Origin of the sequence: Staphylococcus caprae, assembly GCF_002902725.1 — a bacterium.
In the GTDB taxonomy this organism is placed as follows: domain Bacteria; phylum Bacillota; class Bacilli; order Staphylococcales; family Staphylococcaceae; genus Staphylococcus; species Staphylococcus caprae.
Genome location: NZ_PPRT01000017.1, coordinates 31,961 through 52,190 on the forward strand (window position 1 = coordinate 31,961; position 20,230 = coordinate 52,190).

Sequence of the window (20,230 nt, forward strand, 5' to 3'; positions counted from 1 at the left end):
CTTCCTTGTTAAACTTTATGACAGATTATTTCATTTGTCCTTTAACTTCTTCAGCGAAGTTTTCTTCGCGTTTTTCCATTCCTTCGCCTACTTCATAGCGAACGAAGTCAGCAAGTTGACCACCTTTTGATTTTAAGAATGCTTCAACTGTTTCATCTGGGTTTTTAACGAAGTTTTGATCTACAGCACAAATTTCTTGTAAATATTTACGTAAACGACCTTCAACCATTTTTTCAACGATATTTTCTGGTTTACCTTCGTTTAATGCTTGTTGTTTTAATACTTCTCTTTCGTGGTTGATTTCTTCTTCGCTTACTTGATCAGAAGAAACATATTTAGGGTTGATTGCAGCAATGTGCATAGCTACATCTTTAGCAGCTTCTTCATCAGTAGAACCTTCAACAACAGTTAATACACCGATGCGTCCACCCATGTGTAAGTATGCACCAAATGCATCATTGTCAGTTTTAGTTCTGATAGCAAAACGACGAATGCTTAATTTTTCACCAATTGTAGAGATAGCTTCTTTCATTCTTTCATCAACAGTTTTACCATTAGATAATTTAGTTTCCATTAAAGCATCAACTGTTTCAGCTTTACTATCAAGAATTTGGTTAGCAATTTCTTTAACTAATTCTTGGAAACCTTCATTACGAGCAACGAAGTCAGTTTCAGAGTTGATTTCAACGATTGCTGCTTCGTTTCCTTTAACTTCTACGTGTACAAGACCTTCAGCTGCGATACGGTCAGCTTTTTTAGCTGCTTTAGCAATACCTTTTTCACGTAAGTAGTCGATTGCTTTATCGATGTCTCCATCAGTTTCAGTTAGCGCTTTTTTACAATCCATCATACCTGCGCCTGTTTTTTCACGTAATTCTTTAACAAGTTTTGCTGAAATTGCCATTAATTATTCCTCCAATGTATATAATTGTATTTATTGATATACCCAAATTTTACCATTATTTTAGGTTATATTTCCAATACTCTATAATTATTTATTTTACTTTTAAAAAAAGGTGATAAGCATTAGTATCTTATCACCCATTTAAACTATATCTTAGTTTGATTCAACAGAAGTGTTGTCTTCAGTTGTTTCTGCTTGTTCAGATTCTTCTTTTTCATCTAAATTGATGTTTTGTTCTGCAGCTACTTCTTCATTAGATACACCTTGTTGACCTTCTAAGATAGCATCTGCCATTTTACCAGTTAATAATTTAACGGCACGGATAGCATCATCGTTTGCTGGGATAACGTAATCGATTTCATCTGGATCACAGTTAGTGTCAACAATACCTACGATAGGAATATTTAATTTACGTGCTTCAGCAATAGCGTTGCGCTCTTTACGAGGGTCAACAACGAATAATGCTTGAGGCATTGATTTCATATCACGAATACCGCCTAAGAATTTAATTAAACGGTCATATTCTTTTTTAAGTTCAACAACTTCTTTTTTAGGTAATACTTCGAATAAACCGTCTTCTTCCATTTTCTCGATTTCAGAAATACGTTTAATTCGTTTAGAGATTGTTTTGTAGTTAGTTAAGATTCCACCTAACCATCTTTGGTTAACGTAGAATTGACCAGCACGTTCTGCTTCAGCTTTAACTGATTCTTGTGCTTGTTTTTTAGTACCTACGAATAAGACTTTACCGCCATCTTCAGATACTTGTTTGATGAAGTTATAAGCTTCTTCAACTTTTTTCACTGTTTTTTGTAAATCAATGATATAGATACCATTTCTTTCAGTGAAGATATATTTTTTCATTTTTGGGTTCCAACGGCGTGTTTGGTGACCGAAGTGAACACCGGCTTCTAGTAATTGTTTCATTGAAATTACTGCCATTTTAAAATTCCTCCTATTGGTTATTTACCTCCATAACTAACTCATATAAAGACAAATAGATTTATTTGCACCCTCTATATTTTAATTAATTATGTGTGTATTGGCTTTATAGCCGTCATTTAATATATCATAACTCACCTTGAAACGCAATGACTTTCTAACAAGATCATCACAATGAATTTATGAACAAATTAAAAGAGTATCGCTTTTCAATTGCTGACACTCTTTTAAACTTCTCATATCTAATTCGCTTATTTTGTTCTTTCTAATTCATCAAGGAATTTTTCTTTTTTAACTTTAATGAAAGTACCTTTCATACCTAGTGAGCGTGATTCGATGACGCCGGCACTTTCTAATTTACGTAATGCATTGACAATAACAGATCTAGTGATTCCAACACGATCAGCTACTTTAGATGCAATAAGCAATCCTTCATTTCCACCTAATTCTTCAAAGATATGTTCGATTGCTTCTTTCTCAGAATAAGAAAGCGAATTAATCGCCATTGTGATTGCAGCTTTATCACGAGCTTCTTTTTCAACTTCATTATGTTTCTCACGTAAGATTTCCATACCTATTACAGTTGCAGCGTATTCACCTAAAACTAGGTCGTTCTCATTAAAATCGTCTTGAACGCGACCTAAAACTAATGTTCCAAGTCTTTCTCCCCCACCTAAAATTGGGAAAATCGTTGTTCTACTATTTTCAAATACGTCTCTATTTTCAGGAGGGAAAACAGTTAACACATTATCAATATCAATGTTAGATTGCGTTTGTTTTACGTCCATAAGTTGTTCAGTATATTCAGTTGGAATATGTCTTTCTTCTAACATATTTATGATTCGGTCACTCTTTAATAATTCGTTAAGACTCGACCCTAAAATTTTACCTCTTCTCGAAACGATAAATACATTTGTTACGGTAACACTACTAATAGTTTGGGCAACATCCTTGAAATCTACTGCAATGCCTTTATGTTTTTGTAATAACGTGTTTAATTCTCTAGTTTTAGATAATAAGCTCATAATTTTTCTCCTTCTATTTATATTATAAAATAAATGCACTTAAATCCTTATTCGTTGAGATTGTTTTTAGTTTATCGTCAACATATTGTGGTGTTATGTCTACAACAGCATGTGGCATGTTTGGTGCTTCAAATGATAAATCTTCAAGCATTTTCTCTAAAATTGTGTGTAATCTACGCGCACCGATGTTGTCAGTATCCTGATTGACTTGGTACGCAATTTCAGCTAAGCGTTTAACAGCTTCTTCAGAGAAGTTGACTGTCACTTCTTCTGTTTGAAGCAATGCTTCATACTGCTTGATTAAAGACAATTTAGGTTCAGTTAGAATTCGAACAAAGTCATCAACTGAAAGGCTTTCCAGTTCCACTCTAATTGGGAAACGACCTTGCAATTCTGGAATCAAATCACTAGGTTTTGATACGTGGAATGCACCAGCGCCAATAAATAGCATGTGTTCAGTATTTACAGTACCATACTTCGTTTGTATCATGCTACCTTCAAGAATTGGTAAAATATCACGTTGAACCCCTTGTCTAGAAACATCTTGACCACTATTTTGATTATTTGTCGCAACTTTATCGATTTCATCAATAAAAATGATACCCATTTGTTCTGCAAGCTCTAGTGCCTCTTGATTTGCAGTTTCTTGATCAATAAGTTCGTCAGCATAGTCATCAGCAAGTATTTTTCTAGCAGTTTCAACTGAAACTTCACGTTCTACCTTTTTCTTAGGCATCAATTGGTTCATCATATCTTGCATTTGTTGATTTTGATTCGTGCCTAACATGCCCATAGCTGCTGGATCTTGTTCTACTTTAATTCTTACTTTTTCTTTTTCAAGTTTACCTTCATCTAATTGCTTTTTAATTTCAGAACGTTTAGTTTTAATCTCTTCAGTAGGTGGTTCTTCCTCTTCTTCATTATTTTGTCCGAAGTTTGGAATCGCACCTCCAAAAAGATTCTCTAGAGGGTTATTACCTTGAGAAGCTTTTTTCTTCATGCTTGGAACTAACAATTTAACAAGTTTGTCGTTAGCTTTTGAAATAGCTTCGTCTTTAACTAAAGCTTTCTTCTCCTCTTTAACCAAGCGCACGGCTACGTCTACTAAATCTCTGACCATACTTTCAACATCTCGACCTACATAGCCTACTTCAGTAAATTTAGTGGCTTCAACTTTGATGAATGGTGCACCAACAATTTTCGCCATACGACGAGCAATTTCGGTTTTACCTACACCTGTTGGCCCTATCATCAGAATATTTTTAGGAGCAATTTCTTGTTTAGCTTCTTCGTCTAATAAACTTCTTCTATAACGATTTCTTAACGCAATTGCTACTTTTCTTTTAGCATCATCTTGTCCTACTATATATTCATTTAATTTAGATACGATATCTTTTGGAGTTAATTTAATTCCATTAGTATCCATGTTTTACATTCCTCCATCTTGCTACATTGTATCAGTCATTCATTTCCATTATTTCTTAAAATTAAACTACAACATTAACCGATACTACAACGTTTCAACAATAATGTTATCATTCGTAAACACGCAAATGTCGGCTGCGACTTTTAAACTTTCATAAGCCATTTCCTTAGCAGAAAGTTGTGACGCATGACGTTTAAGTGCACGGCCTGCACTCAACGCATAATTACCTCCTGAACCGATTGCGATTAAGTCATCATCTGGTGCAATCACTTCGCCTGTACCACTTACAACGAGAATAGCGTCTTTATTCATTACGATAAGCATCGCTTCTAATTGACGTAATTGTTTATCTCCACGCCATTCTTGTGCTAATTCAACTGCTGCTCTTTCAAGATTACCGCTAAATTGTTGAAGTTTTGTTTCAAACTTTTCGAAAAGCGTAAATGCATCAGCAACGCTTCCAGCAAAGCCAGCTAACACTTTACCTTCATAAAGGCGTCTCACCTTTCTAGCAGTTTGTTTCATAATAACTTGCTGACCTAATGTGACTTGACCATCACCTGCCATAGCCGCTTCACCATTATGACGGACAGCATATATTGTTGTTGCATGTAAAGAATTACTCATAAATTACTCTCCTTTTTTTGCTCGAGGATGTGCGTTTAAATATACCTTACGAAGTTGTTGGTTTGAAACATGGGTATAACGTCCAGTTGTTGATAAATTTACGTGTCCTAAGAGGGATTGTACTGTTCTTAAATCAGCACCTTGATTTAACAAATGCGTCGCGAATGTGTGTCTAAGCTTATGTGGATGAATATCAGTCACTCCCGCTGTACGTTTGACAACATCGTTGAGTACGTATCTCACACCACGTTCAGTTATCGGTTCGCCTTTCATATTAACAATTAAATATTCATGATCTACCGCTTTTCGTGGCTGAAATTCATCTAAGTATCTTTCAATACTTTGCTTACAAAATTCGCCAAATGGGATAAAACGTTCTTTATTGCCTTTACCTAATACCTTGACACCAGGCAAATTCATATCTATATCTTTAATTTTTATATTAACTAATTCAGACACACGTATTCCTGTTGCATATAACAACTCGATAATAACCCTGTCTCGCATGCCCTTAGTACGATCTTGCTCTACAGTTCGAAATAGTGCTTCCATTTCCTCTTCGTAAAAGAATTGAGGAAGATACTGTTCTTTCTTAGGGTGTACAAGTTGAACAAAGGGGTTTACTACAGATTCATCTTGAGTCATCCAATATTCATAGAAAGTACGTAATGTTGAAATTTTTCTTGAAACAGTAGTCCTTTTTAAATTATTTGAATATAAATAAGACAAATAATTTCTAGCATCTTTATATTCAAAAGTAGTTAACTCTAAATGTTCACTATTTAAAAATTCATTAAACTGAACTAAATCATCATGATATGATTTCAAAGTATATTCAGAAAAATTTCTTTCTACCTTTAACATATATAAAAATGTTTTTTGGATTTCATTCAATATAATTCCCCTCCATCATATTGCATTGTAGCATATGAATGATAGGGCATACAGTAATTTGATAACCAATTCAAAATCTTTAGAGAATTAATGTCAAAAATTTTATAAATCTTTCAAATATACAGTAAAATAGCATTATTTATTTTTTTGATAAAAACCTATGCTTTTTCGACAAAACAACAAAAAAACTAGGTAGCAAATTTAATCTACTACCCAGTCTGTTTATTCTACTTTTAAAGTGTTTGCTTATAGTTGTCGAGATATTCTAAAGCTCTGTTCGCTTGAGCCTCATATCTTTCCTTTTTGTCTTTAATACGTTTTTCTAATGATGGTAATAAACCGAAGTTTGCATTCATTGGTTGGAAGTTTTTCTCATTTTTAGCATGAGAAATATAATAAGCCATACTACCTATCATTGTTTCTCTTGGGAAAATGACTTCACCTTTACCTGCAAGTTTGTGAGCAAGGTTAATCCCAGCAACTAAACCGCTTGCGGCACTCTCTACATAACCTTCTACACCAGTCATTTGACCTGCAAAGTACAAGTTTTCATGTCCTTCAAGTTCGTATTTTTCATTTAATACATCCGGTGAGTTAATAAATGTATTACGATGCATTACACCATATCTAACTATATCCACATTCTCTAATCCCGGGATAAGGCGAATAACTTCTTTTTGAGCTCCCCATTTTAAATGTGTTTGAAAGCCAACAATATTATAAAGTGTGCCAGCTGCATCATCTTGTCTTAATTGTACAACTGCATAAGGACGTTTACCTGTTTTAGGATCTTCTAATCCAACCGGTTTCATTGGACCAAATAACAACGTTTTACGCCCTCTTTCTGCCATAACTTCAAATGGCATACATCCTTCAAAATATTTTTCTTTTTCAAACTCATTGACTGGTGCTACTTCTGCTTCTAAAACAGCATCATAAAATCTATTAAATTCTTCTTCAGTCATAGGACAGTTTAAATATGCCGCTTCACCTTTGTCATAACGAGATTTAAGATACACTTTATTCATATCAATTGTTTCTTTTTCAACAATTGGAGCAGCAGCATCATAAAAATAAAGTTGATCTTTACCAGTAATATCAACAATTTCTTGCGCTAAATGTTCTGTAGTGAGTGGACCCGTAGCAATAATAGTATAACCTTCAGGTATACTATTAACCTCTACATTTAAAACAGTAACATTCGGATGATTTCTGAGTGTATCAGTTATATAACCAGCAAAATCATGTCTATCTACTGCTAAAGCTCCTCCAGCAGGAACACGCGCCTTGTCTGCAGCTTGTATAATTAGAGAGTCTAGACGTCTCATTTCTTCTTTAAGTACACCAACCGCATTTGTAAGAGAATTCCCTCTCAATGAGTTTGAACATACAAGCTCAGCAAATTTATCAGTATGGTGTGCAGGTGTTTGTTTAACTGGTCGCATTTCAATTAAGTTAACTTTTATTCCACGTTGCGCTAATTGATACGCAGCTTCCGAACCAGCTAAACCAGCCCCAACGACATTAACCGTTTGAGTCATCATTTTCCTCCTAATTTTAAATTTATCTATTTTTGAACTTCTTCTTGATAGTCACAATTTGAACATACAACTTGACTACTTCTACCTTTTTTCTTATCAACTAAGTAATGGTTACATTTTGGACAATCTCTGCCAACTGGTTTGTCCCAAGAAATAAAGTCACAATCAGGATATCTGGAACAACCATAAAAGACTCTGTTCTTTTTGGATTTACGTTCTACAACGTCTCCCTCATTACATTTCGGACATTTCACACCTATAGATTTAACAATAGCCTTTGTATTTCGGCAATCAGGGAAATTCGAACAAGCCATAAATTTACCATAGCGCCCCATTTTGATTACCATCGGAGCGCCACATACTTCACAATCTTCTCCAGCAGGCTCATCTTTAATTTCTATTTTCTCCATTTCTTCTTCAGCGCGCTCAACATCTTGTTTGAAACTATTGTAGAAATCACCAACAACCTTACGCCAATTCATGTCGCCTTCCGCAATTTTATCTAGTAATGTTTCCATATTAACTGTAAACTCTACATCAATAATTTCTGGGAAGTATTCTTTCACTTGCTCATAAACGATTTCTCCTAACTCGGTAGGAACAAAACGTTTACTTTCTAATTTAACGTAATTTCGTTTTTGAATGGTATCTATTGTTGGTGCATAAGTAGAAGGTCTACCAATTTTCAACTCTTCTAAAGTTTTAACTAAACGTGCTTCAGTATAACGAGGAGGTGGTTGAGTAAAGTGTTGAGCAGGTTCGATTTGAGTAGCTGTAACTTTATCTCCTTCCTCAAGTTTCGGAAGTTTGTTCTCTTTCTCATTATCTTTGTCATCTTTAGCTTCCACGTACAACGTCATGAAACCTTTAAATTTAATAGTTTGTCCATTAGCTCTGAATTTAATGTCATTCTGAGTGACGTCTAACGCGATAGTATCTAGTATAGCTGGAGCCATTTGACTTGCTACAAATCGTTCCCATATCAATTTATACAAACGATGTTGATCTCTAGTTAAATATGGTTTCATATCATCTGGTGTTCTTAAAGCACTTGTAGGTCTAATTGCTTCGTGAGCATCTTGATCACCTTGTTTACCAGTTGCCTTACGTTTTGAAATATACTCTTTACCGTATTTATCAGTAATATAATTCTTCGCCTCAGCTTTTGCTGAGTCAGAAATACGAGTAGAATCCGTACGCATATAAGTGATTAAACCAATAGTACCTTGACGTTTTAAATCAATACCTTCATATAATTGTTGTGCTAACATCATTGTTTTACGTGCTTTAAAGTTTAATTTACGTGCAGCTTCTTGTTGAAGCGTTGATGTGGTAAATGGATTTGCTGGATTACGTGTTTTTTCTTTCTTATTTACATTCGTAATTTCGAATTGATCTCCATCCAGTGCTGCAGTAATCTTTTCAACATCTTCTTTTTTATTTAATTTATATGGCTTATTTTTATAATGAAGGAATTTGGCATTAAATTTAGATTTTTTATATCTGAATTCGCCTTCAATTGTCCAATATTCTTCAGGTTTGAAATTTCTAATTTCATTTTCTCGATCGATAACCAAACGAAGTGCTACTGATTGGACACGTCCTGCAGATAATCCCTTCTTCACTTTCTTCCATAGAACAGGAGAAATATTATAGCCTACTAATCTATCTAAAATACGACGGGCTTGTTGTGCATCCACGAGTTCCATTTCAATTTCTCTCGGATGTTTAAAACTATCTTTAACCGCATCTTTAGTAATTTCATTAAATACGACTCTGTTTTCTTTTGAATCTTCTAATTCTAAGATTTTTGATAAATGCCAGGCAATCGCTTCACCTTCACGGTCAGGGTCACTTGCAAGAAAAACTTTTTTTGCCTTCTTCGCATGTTTCTTTAAATCTTTGACGACCGGCCCTTTACCGCGAATTGTAATATATTTTGGTTCATAGTTATCTTCAGTGTCCACACCCATTTGACTTCTAGGTAAGTCACGAACGTGTCCCATTGAAGCAATAACTTTATATCTTTTTCCTAAATATTTTTCAATGGTTTTAGCTTTTGCAGGCGATTCAACTATGACTAAATTATCTGCCAAAGTGATTTCCCCCTTGCAAATTGAATTACTAAAGATAAATGATAAACGCTTAATTTTGTGTTTGTCAACGTTTTAATTTTTAATTTCCAATTTTGTTTGAAATATTATTAATTTTGTCACATAAATCTTTAACTAATTTAATACATGTCTACACTGATTAATCGCAAGTAACTCAATGTCTGTTTAGAATGTATAGTCTGATAAAATGCTGCTTTCATCTAATACGACTTGAGCACCTTCTTCTAATCTAAGTAAATTTCCCTTTGTCATTTGATTAAACATAGATCCAGGTAACACATACACATTTCGATTTTGTTCTAAGGCACAATCAACAGTAATTTGACTGCCACTTTTTTCTTCAGCTTCCGTAATAAGTAAGCCACGTGAAAGCCCACTTATCAATCTATTTCTTTCTGGAAATTTATACTTACTAATTGATGAATGAGGAGGATATTCACTTAATACTAATCCACTTTTTTCAATCTTATCTCTTAATTGATATGTGGATTGAGGATAGTGATAATCATGACCGAATCCCAGAACTCCTATGGTTGGCAAATGGTGTTTGAGAGCGACTTGATGCGCTACACTATCTGCACCATATGCTAAACCCGAAATTATAGTCATTTGAATTTGTTGAAAAGAAGAAAAGAGATACTCTAAAGCTTGTGTCGTATATGAAGTAGATTTACGAGAGCCGATTACAGCTAATGTATGAGGTTGATTAAATAATTGTTTGTTTCCTTTATAAAAAATAACATAAGGAAAATGATAGATTTCTTTGAGAAGTAAAGGATAATCTTTGTCAAAGTAAGTCACATATTTTAGTTTTATACGTTTCATATAGTTGTATAAATACTCAGTTTTTAGCATTTTAAATTGATCAAGTTTTCTTTGCAATGCGTGGGAATTTTGTTTTAAAACCCAATCTTTTATAATATCCATTCTTGTTTGTTCATTTTCCAAGGAAAAGTCAGGATAGAAATCAATGATTTGATGTACTTGCGTTGTAGTGAAATTAGCCCAATAAAGTTTTAATAAAGTGTGTTGAATCAATGGCATTACTCCTTTAAGAGTATTATAGCTGATGATTCAAGAACATGTTGTTACTGTTTAAATACATTTAGCTCTTGTTATTTAATGGAATTGTAAAGAGTAATTTTCAAATATGTTAATTTCTAATCAAATGACTTAAATTCTAGATGATAAAACGAGTTTCTACTATTATATATAGTCCTTATAACTTTTAAGATATGCCCATATAACTTAAAAAGCCCGAACCCTAATAAGAGTTCGAGCTATCAATCATAACTTTTTAGTTATTTATCAACTGTTAATAATTCATCATAAATTCCAGCTTTTTTAGCTGCTTCAATTAATGTTGTACCAATTTCTGATGGAGTATCTGCAGTTTCTACACCACAATCATTAAGTGTTTTAATTTTTTCATCTGCAGTACCTTTACCGCCAGAAATAATCGCACCAGCATGACCCATACGTTTACCCGGAGGTGCTGTTTGACCACCGATGAAGCCTACAACTGGTTTATTCATGTTTTCTTTAATCCATTGTGCAGCTTCTTCTTCAGCAGTACCGCCGATTTCACCAATCATAACTACTGCTTTAGTTTCAGGATCTTCATTAAATTCTTTTAATACATCGATAAAGTTAGTACCGTTAACTGGGTCACCACCGATACCAACAGCTGTTGTTTGACCGATACCTTCTTCAGTTAATTGATGTACTGCTTCATAAGTTAATGTACCTGAACGAGATACAACGCCTACGTGACCTTTTTTGTGGATGTAACCAGGCATGATACCGATTTTACATTCATCTGCTGTGATAACACCTGGGCAGTTTGGTCCTACTAGACGTGTTTTACGACCTTGTAAGTAACGTTTAACTTTAACCATGTCTACAACAGGAATATGTTCAGTAATACAAATTACCATATCTAAATCAGCTTCAGCCGCTTCTAAAATAGAGTCAGCAGCGAATGGTGCTGGAACATATACTACAGATACGTTAGCGCCAGTTTCATTTTTAGCTTCTTGAACTGTATTATATACTGGAACACCTTCTACAACTTGTCCACCTTTACCAGGTGTTACCCCTGCGACAATTTGTGTTCCATAATCAAGCATTTGTTTTGTATGGAAAAGGGCAGTAGACCCTGTGATACCTTGTACCATTACTTTCGTATTTTTATCAATAAATACACTCATCTTAGTGCTCCCATCCTTTCCTTACGCTTCTTTGACAAGTTTAACAATTTTTTGTGCGCCTTCAGCCATTGTAGCTGCTGGTTCGATTGCTAAACCTGAATCGTTTAAGATTTCTTTACCACGTTCAACATTTGTTCCTTCTAAACGTACTACTAAAGGTAAAGTTAATTCTACTTCTTTAACTGCTGCTACGATACCTTCTGCGATAACGTCACATTTCATGATTCCACCAAAGATATTTACAAAGATACCTTTAACATTGTCATCACCTAAGATGATTTTAAATGCTTCAGTAACTTTTTCTTTAGTAGCACCGCCACCAACGTCTAAGAAGTTAGCTGGATTTCCACCAAAATGATTAATAGTATCCATTGTTGCCATAGCTAAACCTGCACCGTTAACCATACAACCAATGTCGCCATCTAAAGCGATATATGATAAATCATATTTAGATGCTTCAATTTCTTTTGGATCTTCTTCTTCTAAATCACGTAATTCAACGATATCTTTATGTCTGAATAAAGCGTTGTCGTCGAAGTTTAATTTAGCGTCTAGAGCTAATACTTGTCCATCACCAGTAGTTACTAGTGGGTTAATTTCTACGATAGAGCAATCTTTTTCGATGAACACATTGTATAGTGCAAGTAAGAATTTAGTTGCTTTACCAATAGATTCTTTAGGAATATTAATGTTGAAAGCAATACGACGTGCTTGATAAGGTGATAAACCTACAACTGGGTCGATTGTTTCTTTGAAGATTTTTTCAGGTGTGTTAGCTGCAACCTCTTCGATTTCAGTTCCACCTTCTTCAGATGCCATTAATGTAACTTTGTCTGTTGCACGATCAATTACAAAACCAACGTAATATTCTTTTTGAATATCGCAACCTTGTTCGATATATAAGCGTTTAACTTCTTTACCTTCAGGTCCTGTTTGGTGAGTAACTAATTGTTTCCCTAATAATTCGTTAGCGTAAGTTTCAACTTCAGATAGTGATTTAGCAATTTTTACACCGCCTGCTTTACCTCTACCCCCAGCGTGTATTTGTGCTTTAACCACATATACATCTGAATCTAATTCTTTCGCTTTTTCCACCGCTTCTTCAGCAGTGAATGCTACTCGTCCTTCTGGAACTGCTACGCCCATAGAACGAAATATTTCTTTACCTTGATACTCGTGGATATTCATCTTCCATCCTCCTGTTTCTTAGGTTAAGTTCCTTTTTAATTATAAAAAATGAAAGCGCTATTGTAAACTGAAAGACCATATTTTTTGCAATTAATTCAAAATTCAAATTATTTAAACAAAGATTTGATAGGTTCAAAGGATTTACGATGTTCATTTATTACACCATACGTGTCAATTGCTTCTAAATGTTGTTTTGTACCATAACCTACATTCTTCTCAAATCCATAATCCGGAAAATGGTTAGCCAATGCTTTCATGTAATCATCTCGATATTCTTTAGCCATAATGCTTGCTGCAGCAATTGAAACACTTTTAGCATCACCTTTAATTATTGACGTTTGCGGTATGTCATTATCAAGTTTCATTGCATCAATAAGCAAATGCGTAGGCTGTTCATCTAATTGATTAATTGCACGTTGCATTGCTACTTGAGTTGCTCGATAAATATTTAGTTCGTCAATCTCTTCTGAACTTGCAACCCCATATGCATAGCTTAAAACGCCAGCTTTCAAGTCATTGTTCAAAGCTGCACGTTGTTTTGCTGGCACCTTTTTCGAATCATTTAAACCTAAATAATGATGGTCTTTATTAAGAATTACAGCGCAGGCAACAACGGGACCAGCCAAAGGTCCCCGCCCCACTTCATCAATACCACAAATAAGTGCATTGCTATCATGATTTAAAATATTATTTTCATATTGAGTCATTTTTTTGTAATTTTCTTCAAGAGTTTGTTGTTTAATCAATTGCTTCTTGCGAGAATCTAAAGCTTTTTGTACACCTTTTCGGGAATCTTGATGTGCTGAATGTGCTTCTAATTCTTCTAAAGTATAAACTAAAGCAAGCTGTTCCTTTATTTCTTTAATTGTTTGAGTCATTGTCAACGTCACGCTTCATTTCTTTTAAAATATCGAAACAATAAGTTCCTATTTTAGCATTTCTCGTATCGTTAATAATTAATTCTATGACTGATTCATAGTCTACTTCATTCCCTTTTTGAAGAAGGCCTCTACGACGTCCAATTGCATCGAACCATTCTAATATTTCCGCTTCTTTATCAACGTCAATATTATAATGTTGCTTTAATCCCTCTAAATCATGCTCGATCATAAAATTTAGACCGTAAATCGCAACTTCATCCAAATGAACAATACTATCTTTAATTGCACCCGTTAAACTTAGTTTCTTCCCAACTTCTTCATCTTCAAATTTAGGCCATAATATACCTGGAGTGTCTAAGAGTTGGAGCGATTTACCAACTTTAATCCATTGTTGTTGCTTTGTAACACCAGGCTTATTACCTGTTTGTGCAATACTACGATTTGCCAATTTATTAATAAGTGTTGATTTACCAACGTTTGGAATCCCTACTATCATTGCACGAATTGCACGGGGTTTAAGTCCTTTTTCTTTTTCACGATCAAATTTTTCTTTCGTAGCTTTAATCGCTTCTGCTTCTACATTTTTTAAATTTTTACCGTGTTTAGCGTCTACAGCAACAGGATAAAACCCTTGATCTTTAAAATAACTTTCCCATTTCTCTAATTCTTTCAAGTTAGTCATATCTTTTTTATTTAAAATTACTACTCTCGGTTTTTGTTTTATGACTTCATCAATCATAGGATTTCGTGAACTATATGGTATACGTGCATCTACTAATTCAAATACAACATCTACTTTTTTTAATTGTTCACTTACCTCTCTTTTAGCTTTCGCCATGTGTCCTGGGTACCATTGAATTGCCATGTTTGTCACCTTACTTTCTAATTCTTCTTCAAATATGTAATTCATTTCAACTTAATAATTATACTTTAATTTCAACTCTCGAACCACTTTTAGTGTAACATGCGTTCTTCCCACTTTTTAAAATAAATTGCAATATCAATCAACCAAAATTTAAGGTTATGTTAAAAATGAAGAGTCTAAGATACAATCACTTTCATTCACTCAAACAATAACCTACAATTTAATTGAAGATTAAGAATAAATGTGTATTGGAAACATCGTATTTAGGAGAAAATAATGAAGAGAATTTTAAGCTATAGTATATTATTTATAATTTTATCTATTATTGGACATAGTTACATTATTTTCCGTTTTTATCATGACGGAATATTATCTACTGGACCCAATGATGGCATGGAACAAATGGTACCAATACAAATGTATCTGTTTAATCAATGGAGTCAAGGTAATATATTTTATTCTACTAATTTTGGCTTAGGTGGAGACTTTTTTACGGACTTAAGCTATTATTTTTCAACAAATATTTTATTTATTATTAATGTTTTAGTCATTCTCTTCTTAAAATTATTTATATCCCTTGATACACACCAAATTATGTTTTGGATGAACAATGCACTAATAATATCTGTAATTAAAGGTGCAATCGCTATGTATTGTACTTATCTTTATGGGAAACATATCACTAAACATAAAGTTTTAAGTATCTTTATTGCGTTTATATTTGTCGTTTCACCGCTTTACTTTAGATTCTCAGCCTACTGGCCATTCTTTAGTGATGTATTTATTTGGCTGCCATTATTTTTATACGCTATAGAACGTGTATTACAACAACGTAAACAAGGATTATTAATAGTCACAATTACACTCATCCTCGTTAATAATTTCTATTTCGCTTATTACTTTTTTATTATTGGCACAGTTTATTCGTTTATTCGAATTATCTTTCGACATCCTAATGATATTTCAACGCGCACACAAACTTTTCGGGTGTTACTAATATCTGCACTGCTCGCTTTAGGCAATAGTTTGTTTATATTCTTTCATGGGGTTCAAAGTTTTATGAATAATAGACGCGTCTCTTTTTCAGGTCATGTTCCTTTATTTGAAAAATTAAATATAAACACAAATATATTTTTCGATAATTATCTTATCGTTATACTTTTCATAACAATTCAAGGGATTTTAACATTTAGATTATATAGACATTTCTATTATCGTTTGTTTGCAATTATAACAGTCATCCTTATCATTTTTACATTTATACCTTTTATTGACCAAGTGTTTAATGGTTTTTCAGCACCACAAAAAAGATGGCATTTTATTTTAGCTTTTTCATCGTCCATCTTAGTTGGATTATTTATTAAATACTTTCGAACTGTCAGTATTAAATCATATATTCTAACAAGTTTGATATCTCAGTTTGTCATATATGTGAGCGCCTACTGCTATCATAAATATTTACCATGGTTAATTCTTGTTCCTATTGTTTCAATGATTGGATTGTTAATTTTACTTTTAAAGGAAAGAAAGGTACGCATTCAACTTACATACATTTATATGATTTCTATTATCGCGTTAAGTATGATGGTGAGCTTTGTTTTCATTAAAAATCAAATTTACTTTGAAGACCATCAAAATCGCGCAAATACATTTTATGCAAATTCTAGTCTATATAGTTCTGAATTACAGAGGGCTTTAGTAAAAGAAATGAAAGATAATAAAAAAGAAGATGAACGTATAGATTGGCGCGTAAACGAACAAGATAATACACCTATGTATCAAAATTTCAAAGGGTTGAGCCTTTACTCAAGTATATTTCATCATAATATTTTAGATTATTACTACGATAGTCTAAAAATTAACTTGGCTGAAGAATCGTTAAGTCGCTATCAATCAACGAATGGTAGACAAAATATTGATAGTTTATTCTCTATAAAATATCTTATGTTAAAAAATTACCAAAATAACGTACCTAGTTATTTCAAAAGGATTAAAACGAGTGGACAGTACAACATTTATGAAAATCAACTCAATTTACCAAGTGTAAAAGTGACAAATCGTCTTTATAATAGTAAAAATCTTAAAACGCCTCTTGATCGTGAGCATGCGATGCTTAAAGGTGCAGTCGTTGATTCAAAAGGTGAAAACTTTGAATCTCACACGCCAAATTTACTAAATGATGCACATATAACAACTAAAAATATAACTAAAGTGAGTCGCAACACCATTAAAGTAAATCGTGAGATGGGTTCAATCAATATTCATTTGCCTAAAAAGCTTCGTAAACAATATAAAGATTTCTATTTAACTGCTTATATTAAAAGAGGCAATCCAGATAGTAATTACACAGTAAATGTTAATCAGTACTTGAATAATCGTCTTTATAATGATTCCGTTTATCGAATTGGTGTGGATACTCAACTTTATAGAACGCAACCTGATAAAAACGGTGATATTAATATTCAATTATCTCCTAAAGGGGCATTTAACTTTAAACTGTTAAATCTAACTGGTGAAAATTATAAAACACTCAAAGACATACACCATAAAGCAAATTTCGATATGAATTATAAGGACATTAAAAATGGCATCAAAGTCCAACTCGGCAATCATCCTAAAGGGCTAGCTACGATTAATATTCCATACCGAGATGGTATGCGTGCATATATCAATGGTCACAAAGTAGATGTCAAAAAAGTAAATTATATGATGACTGGTGTTCCAGTAAATAAAAATGATAAAACAATTATCATTAAATACGAGCCACCGTTTTTGAAAATAATGATATTCATTTCATTTATAAGTATCATTTTTAGTATGATATATGTAAGAAAATCGAATTCACCAAAAAGAAAGATGAGGATTCGCCGTGATTAAAAAATTATGGGAAACACCAATAAAACAATTTTGTTCAATATTAATACTCAGTTGTATACTTTCTCTTATACTATACCTACCATTTATTTATGAATATATAACTAAGGGCGTCATATTTAGTGGTAATGGTGATGGCTTTAGACAAATGATGCCCTTTCAAATGTATCTTTATGAACATTTCACTTCTCTTAAAGGCTTTTATGATGCATCTTTTGGTCTAGGTGGAGATTATGTTAAATCACTGGCATATTATTATTCCATGTCACCACTCATGTGGATTAATTTCGGATGTATTTGGGTGCTAGAACATTCATTACACCTTAATCCTCATGACATTAGTTTCTGGCCTACTAACCAACTCGTTATGGCATACATACGCACAGTTGTAGCACTTATTTTTAGTTTTTATTTATTTAATTATTTAAAATTCAAACCCACATCAATGTGTATTGCTACAATTCTATATGGTATGTCCACAGTTATGGCTTATTATAATTTTACATGGTCATTTTACGGCAACTTACTGATTATGTTACCTATGTCAATTTGGGCTATGGAACGTTTCTTTAAAGAACGCAAAATAGGATGGTTTATTTTTGCGATTGCATATACTCTATTTACCAACTTCTATTTTAGTTATTACGAAGCGGTCGTATTAGGATTTTATTTCATTTATCGACTTATTGCAGTACATCCAAAAGATATTGTTAATCGTTGGCAGAAATTTTACATATTAGTTGTAGCTACTGTATTAAGTGTGTTAACAAGTATTTTTGGTTTATATACTGGCGTTTCTTCATTTTTAAATAATGATAGATCTCAGAATCCTAAATTTGGTATTACCTTTCTAACCAATTTATTTGAAAAAAATTACAATATATTTACTGATGGTTTCTACATCACCATTTCAATTATTACTATAATAGCTTTATTCTCATTTAAGTTATATCAACACTATTACTATAAACTCTTTGCAATAGCGACTTGGATCCTTTTAATCGGCTCTTTATCACAATGGTTTGATAGTGCTTTTAATGGCTTTTCATTACCGCAAAGACGATGGGTTTACTTTTTAGCATTATCATCAGGCGCTTTAATTGCACTTTTCATACAACATTTAAGCGAATTATCTATTAAAAAATATTTAATCATAGCCCTACCATTGTTTATTTATAGTTGCATTTACATAATTATTACTGAGCGTTCGGTCAACTGGATGTATATCGCACTAATGATAATGATACTTCTTGGATTATTAATTAAACGAAAATCTTTATTAAGGAGAAAATCTATTTCAATAATATTAGTGCTATTATTTTTAGCACAACAAATTACCATGGTACATGATGCTAAAAAAATAACTATTGAACCTTATCAATCAGAGTTTAAAACAATTAGTGATTCATCATATAGAAGTAAAGTATTGAATCGTAAAATTAATCAAATGACAAAAAGTAGTCATGACCCTTCAAAAAGATTAGATTACTTTTCATATTATGCTTTGAATTCCCCGTTTATTTATCACTACAACGGAACATCTTTATATTCAAGCATATTTGACGGTAGTATTTTAAATTATTACGATAACACGATGCAAATCAATATGCCTGCTGATAAAAACAGTACGTATCGTTATTTAGGTAATCGAGCTAATTTAATGGCATTATGGGACGTACAAGATAGACTTAGACATCCTAATGATTTAAATATGCCTTTTGGCTTTAAAAAGAAAGCGCTTATCAAAGATGGGAAAGATCAATGGATTCATTCAAAGAATACAATTCAATATCCTAGCGCTCACATAACCAATAAAATTTATAATGCTAATGATTTAAAATCACCATTAGACAGAGAACAAGCCATGCTTCAAGGTGTGGTATTCAATAATAATAAGCGCGCAAATACCACGTTTAGTCCTAACAAAAATCTATTAAATGATGCTCAACTACAACTCAAAGATTCCAAATGGGAGAAGAAAAATCAGCTAAACGTAGATAAAAATAATGGTGGCGTTCAACTCATTTTGCCCCAATCCTTAACTAAAAAATATAAAGATATGTATATCGAAATGGATGTTGAACTGCTCACTCCTGATAAAGAACATAGTGTCGGCGTGAATGAATATACACAAAATAGAAATGCACTTTCATATAAATATCGACGCTTCGTCACACCTGTAACAATGCGGGTTAAAGCTTCAGACAAACTTAACATTCATATGTCTAAAGGCATTTACAGATTTAAAGTTAAAGGTATTTATGGTGAAAATTATCAAACGCTTAGAAAGGCCTCACATGATTTAAAACGTGTTAAGGTGAAAAAAGAAAGAAATGGCTATACGATGACTAAAAATAAAAATGATAGTGGATATATCGTTCTTCCGATTGCTTACGCAAAAGGTATGAAAGCGAAAGCAGGAAATCAATCTATAACGGTAAAACAAGCGAACGGTATCATGACTGCTATTCCAGCTAAAGCTGGTCAATCAACAATAAGATTGACTTACACACCGCCACATTTTTATTTATTAATTATCTTAAGCGTAATTGGAATTCTATTAAGTATCATTTTTGCTCGAATAATAAAGAAAGATAAAATTTAATAATTATGATTAACACTGCGTTGACTTTAAAAAGTCGACGTTGTGTTTTATTTATAAAACTTTGTCAGCAATTAACATTCAAACGAAACAAAAAAGCTTTCAAACACCTTTGATTAAGATGTTTGAAAGCTTTA

15 protein-coding genes are annotated in these 20,230 nt (G+C 33.0%); 2 read left to right on the forward strand and 13 right to left on the reverse strand.

What is annotated here, in order from left to right:
* Positions 1 to 25 precede the first annotated feature (25 nt).
* The 13 genes from tsf to ylqF all read right to left on the reverse strand — a co-directional run bounded on the left by tsf (position 26) and on the right by ylqF (position 14,617).
* A complete protein-coding gene (gene tsf / locus CD155_RS03160; RefSeq protein ID WP_002442557.1) occupies positions 26 to 904 on the reverse strand; it encodes a translation elongation factor Ts in 879 nt (292 codons plus the stop codon).
* 153 nt (positions 905 to 1,057) lie between these two features.
* Positions 1,058 to 1,846 carry a 30S ribosomal protein S2 gene (gene rpsB / locus CD155_RS03165; protein WP_002442555.1) on the reverse strand — a complete coding sequence of 263 codons (789 nt, stop codon included), beginning with the start codon at positions 1,844 to 1,846 and terminating at the stop codon, positions 1,058 to 1,060.
* 251 nt (positions 1,847 to 2,097) lie between these two features.
* Entirely contained in the window at positions 2,098 to 2,871 is a 774-nt protein-coding gene (gene codY / locus CD155_RS03170; protein ID WP_037541406.1) for a GTP-sensing pleiotropic transcriptional regulator CodY, read from the reverse strand.
* A 22-nt stretch (positions 2,872 to 2,893) separates the two neighbouring features.
* On the reverse strand, positions 2,894 to 4,297 hold the full coding sequence (gene hslU, locus CD155_RS03175) for an ATP-dependent protease ATPase subunit HslU (RefSeq protein ID WP_002442550.1): 1,404 nt from the start codon (positions 4,295 to 4,297) through the stop codon (positions 2,894 to 2,896).
* A gap of 84 nt (positions 4,298 to 4,381) precedes the next feature.
* The gene (gene hslV, locus CD155_RS03180) at positions 4,382 to 4,924 is read right to left on the reverse strand and encodes an ATP-dependent protease subunit HslV (RefSeq protein ID WP_002442548.1); all 543 of its coding nucleotides are present in this window, start codon (positions 4,922 to 4,924) and stop codon (positions 4,382 to 4,384) included.
* Positions 4,925 to 4,927: 3 nt separating this feature from the next.
* On the reverse strand, positions 4,928 to 5,818 hold the full coding sequence (xerC, locus tag CD155_RS03185) for a tyrosine recombinase XerC (RefSeq protein ID WP_037541405.1): 891 nt from the start codon (positions 5,816 to 5,818) through the stop codon (positions 4,928 to 4,930).
* Between the two features lie 233 nt (positions 5,819 to 6,051).
* Entirely contained in the window at positions 6,052 to 7,359 is a 1,308-nt protein-coding gene (gene trmFO, locus CD155_RS03190) for an FADH(2)-oxidizing methylenetetrahydrofolate--tRNA-(uracil(54)-C(5))-methyltransferase TrmFO (protein WP_103212495.1), read from the reverse strand.
* Positions 7,360 to 7,385: 26 nt separating this feature from the next.
* Positions 7,386 to 9,461, reverse strand: a complete 2,076-nt coding sequence (gene topA, locus CD155_RS03195) for a type I DNA topoisomerase (RefSeq protein WP_167495587.1) — start codon at positions 9,459 to 9,461, stop codon at positions 7,386 to 7,388.
* Positions 9,462 to 9,638: 177 nt separating this feature from the next.
* Positions 9,639 to 10,511 (reverse strand): DNA-processing protein DprA, encoded by an 873-nt coding sequence (gene dprA / locus CD155_RS03200; RefSeq protein WP_103212496.1) that lies wholly within the window; start codon positions 10,509 to 10,511, stop codon positions 9,639 to 9,641.
* 263 nt (positions 10,512 to 10,774) lie between these two features.
* Complete coding sequence (gene sucD / locus CD155_RS03205) at positions 10,775 to 11,683, reverse strand: succinate--CoA ligase subunit alpha (protein WP_002442537.1); 909 nt, start codon at positions 11,681 to 11,683, stop codon at positions 10,775 to 10,777.
* A gap of 21 nt (positions 11,684 to 11,704) precedes the next feature.
* A complete protein-coding gene (sucC, locus tag CD155_RS03210; protein WP_002442536.1) occupies positions 11,705 to 12,871 on the reverse strand; it encodes an ADP-forming succinate--CoA ligase subunit beta in 1,167 nt (388 codons plus the stop codon).
* A 107-nt stretch (positions 12,872 to 12,978) separates the two neighbouring features.
* The gene (rnhB, locus tag CD155_RS03215) at positions 12,979 to 13,749 is read right to left on the reverse strand and encodes a ribonuclease HII (RefSeq protein WP_103212497.1); all 771 of its coding nucleotides are present in this window, start codon (positions 13,747 to 13,749) and stop codon (positions 12,979 to 12,981) included.
* Positions 13,733 to 14,617, reverse strand: a complete 885-nt coding sequence (ylqF, locus tag CD155_RS03220; RefSeq protein ID WP_103212498.1) for a ribosome biogenesis GTPase YlqF — start codon at positions 14,615 to 14,617, stop codon at positions 13,733 to 13,735. The genes rnhB and ylqF overlap by 17 nt, the downstream gene beginning before the upstream one ends.
* A gap of 276 nt (positions 14,618 to 14,893) precedes the next feature.
* Between ylqF and CD155_RS03225 the strand changes: the two genes are divergently transcribed.
* Together CD155_RS03225 and CD155_RS03230 are read left to right on the forward strand one after the other, a co-directional pair.
* Entirely contained in the window at positions 14,894 to 17,494 is a 2,601-nt protein-coding gene (locus CD155_RS03225; protein WP_103212499.1) for a YfhO family protein, read from the forward strand.
* Positions 17,487 to 20,096, forward strand: coding sequence for a YfhO family protein (locus CD155_RS03230; protein WP_103212500.1), 2,610 nt, complete (start codon positions 17,487 to 17,489; stop codon positions 20,094 to 20,096). The genes CD155_RS03225 and CD155_RS03230 overlap by 8 nt, the downstream gene beginning before the upstream one ends.
* Positions 20,097 to 20,230: the final 134 nt, after the last annotated feature.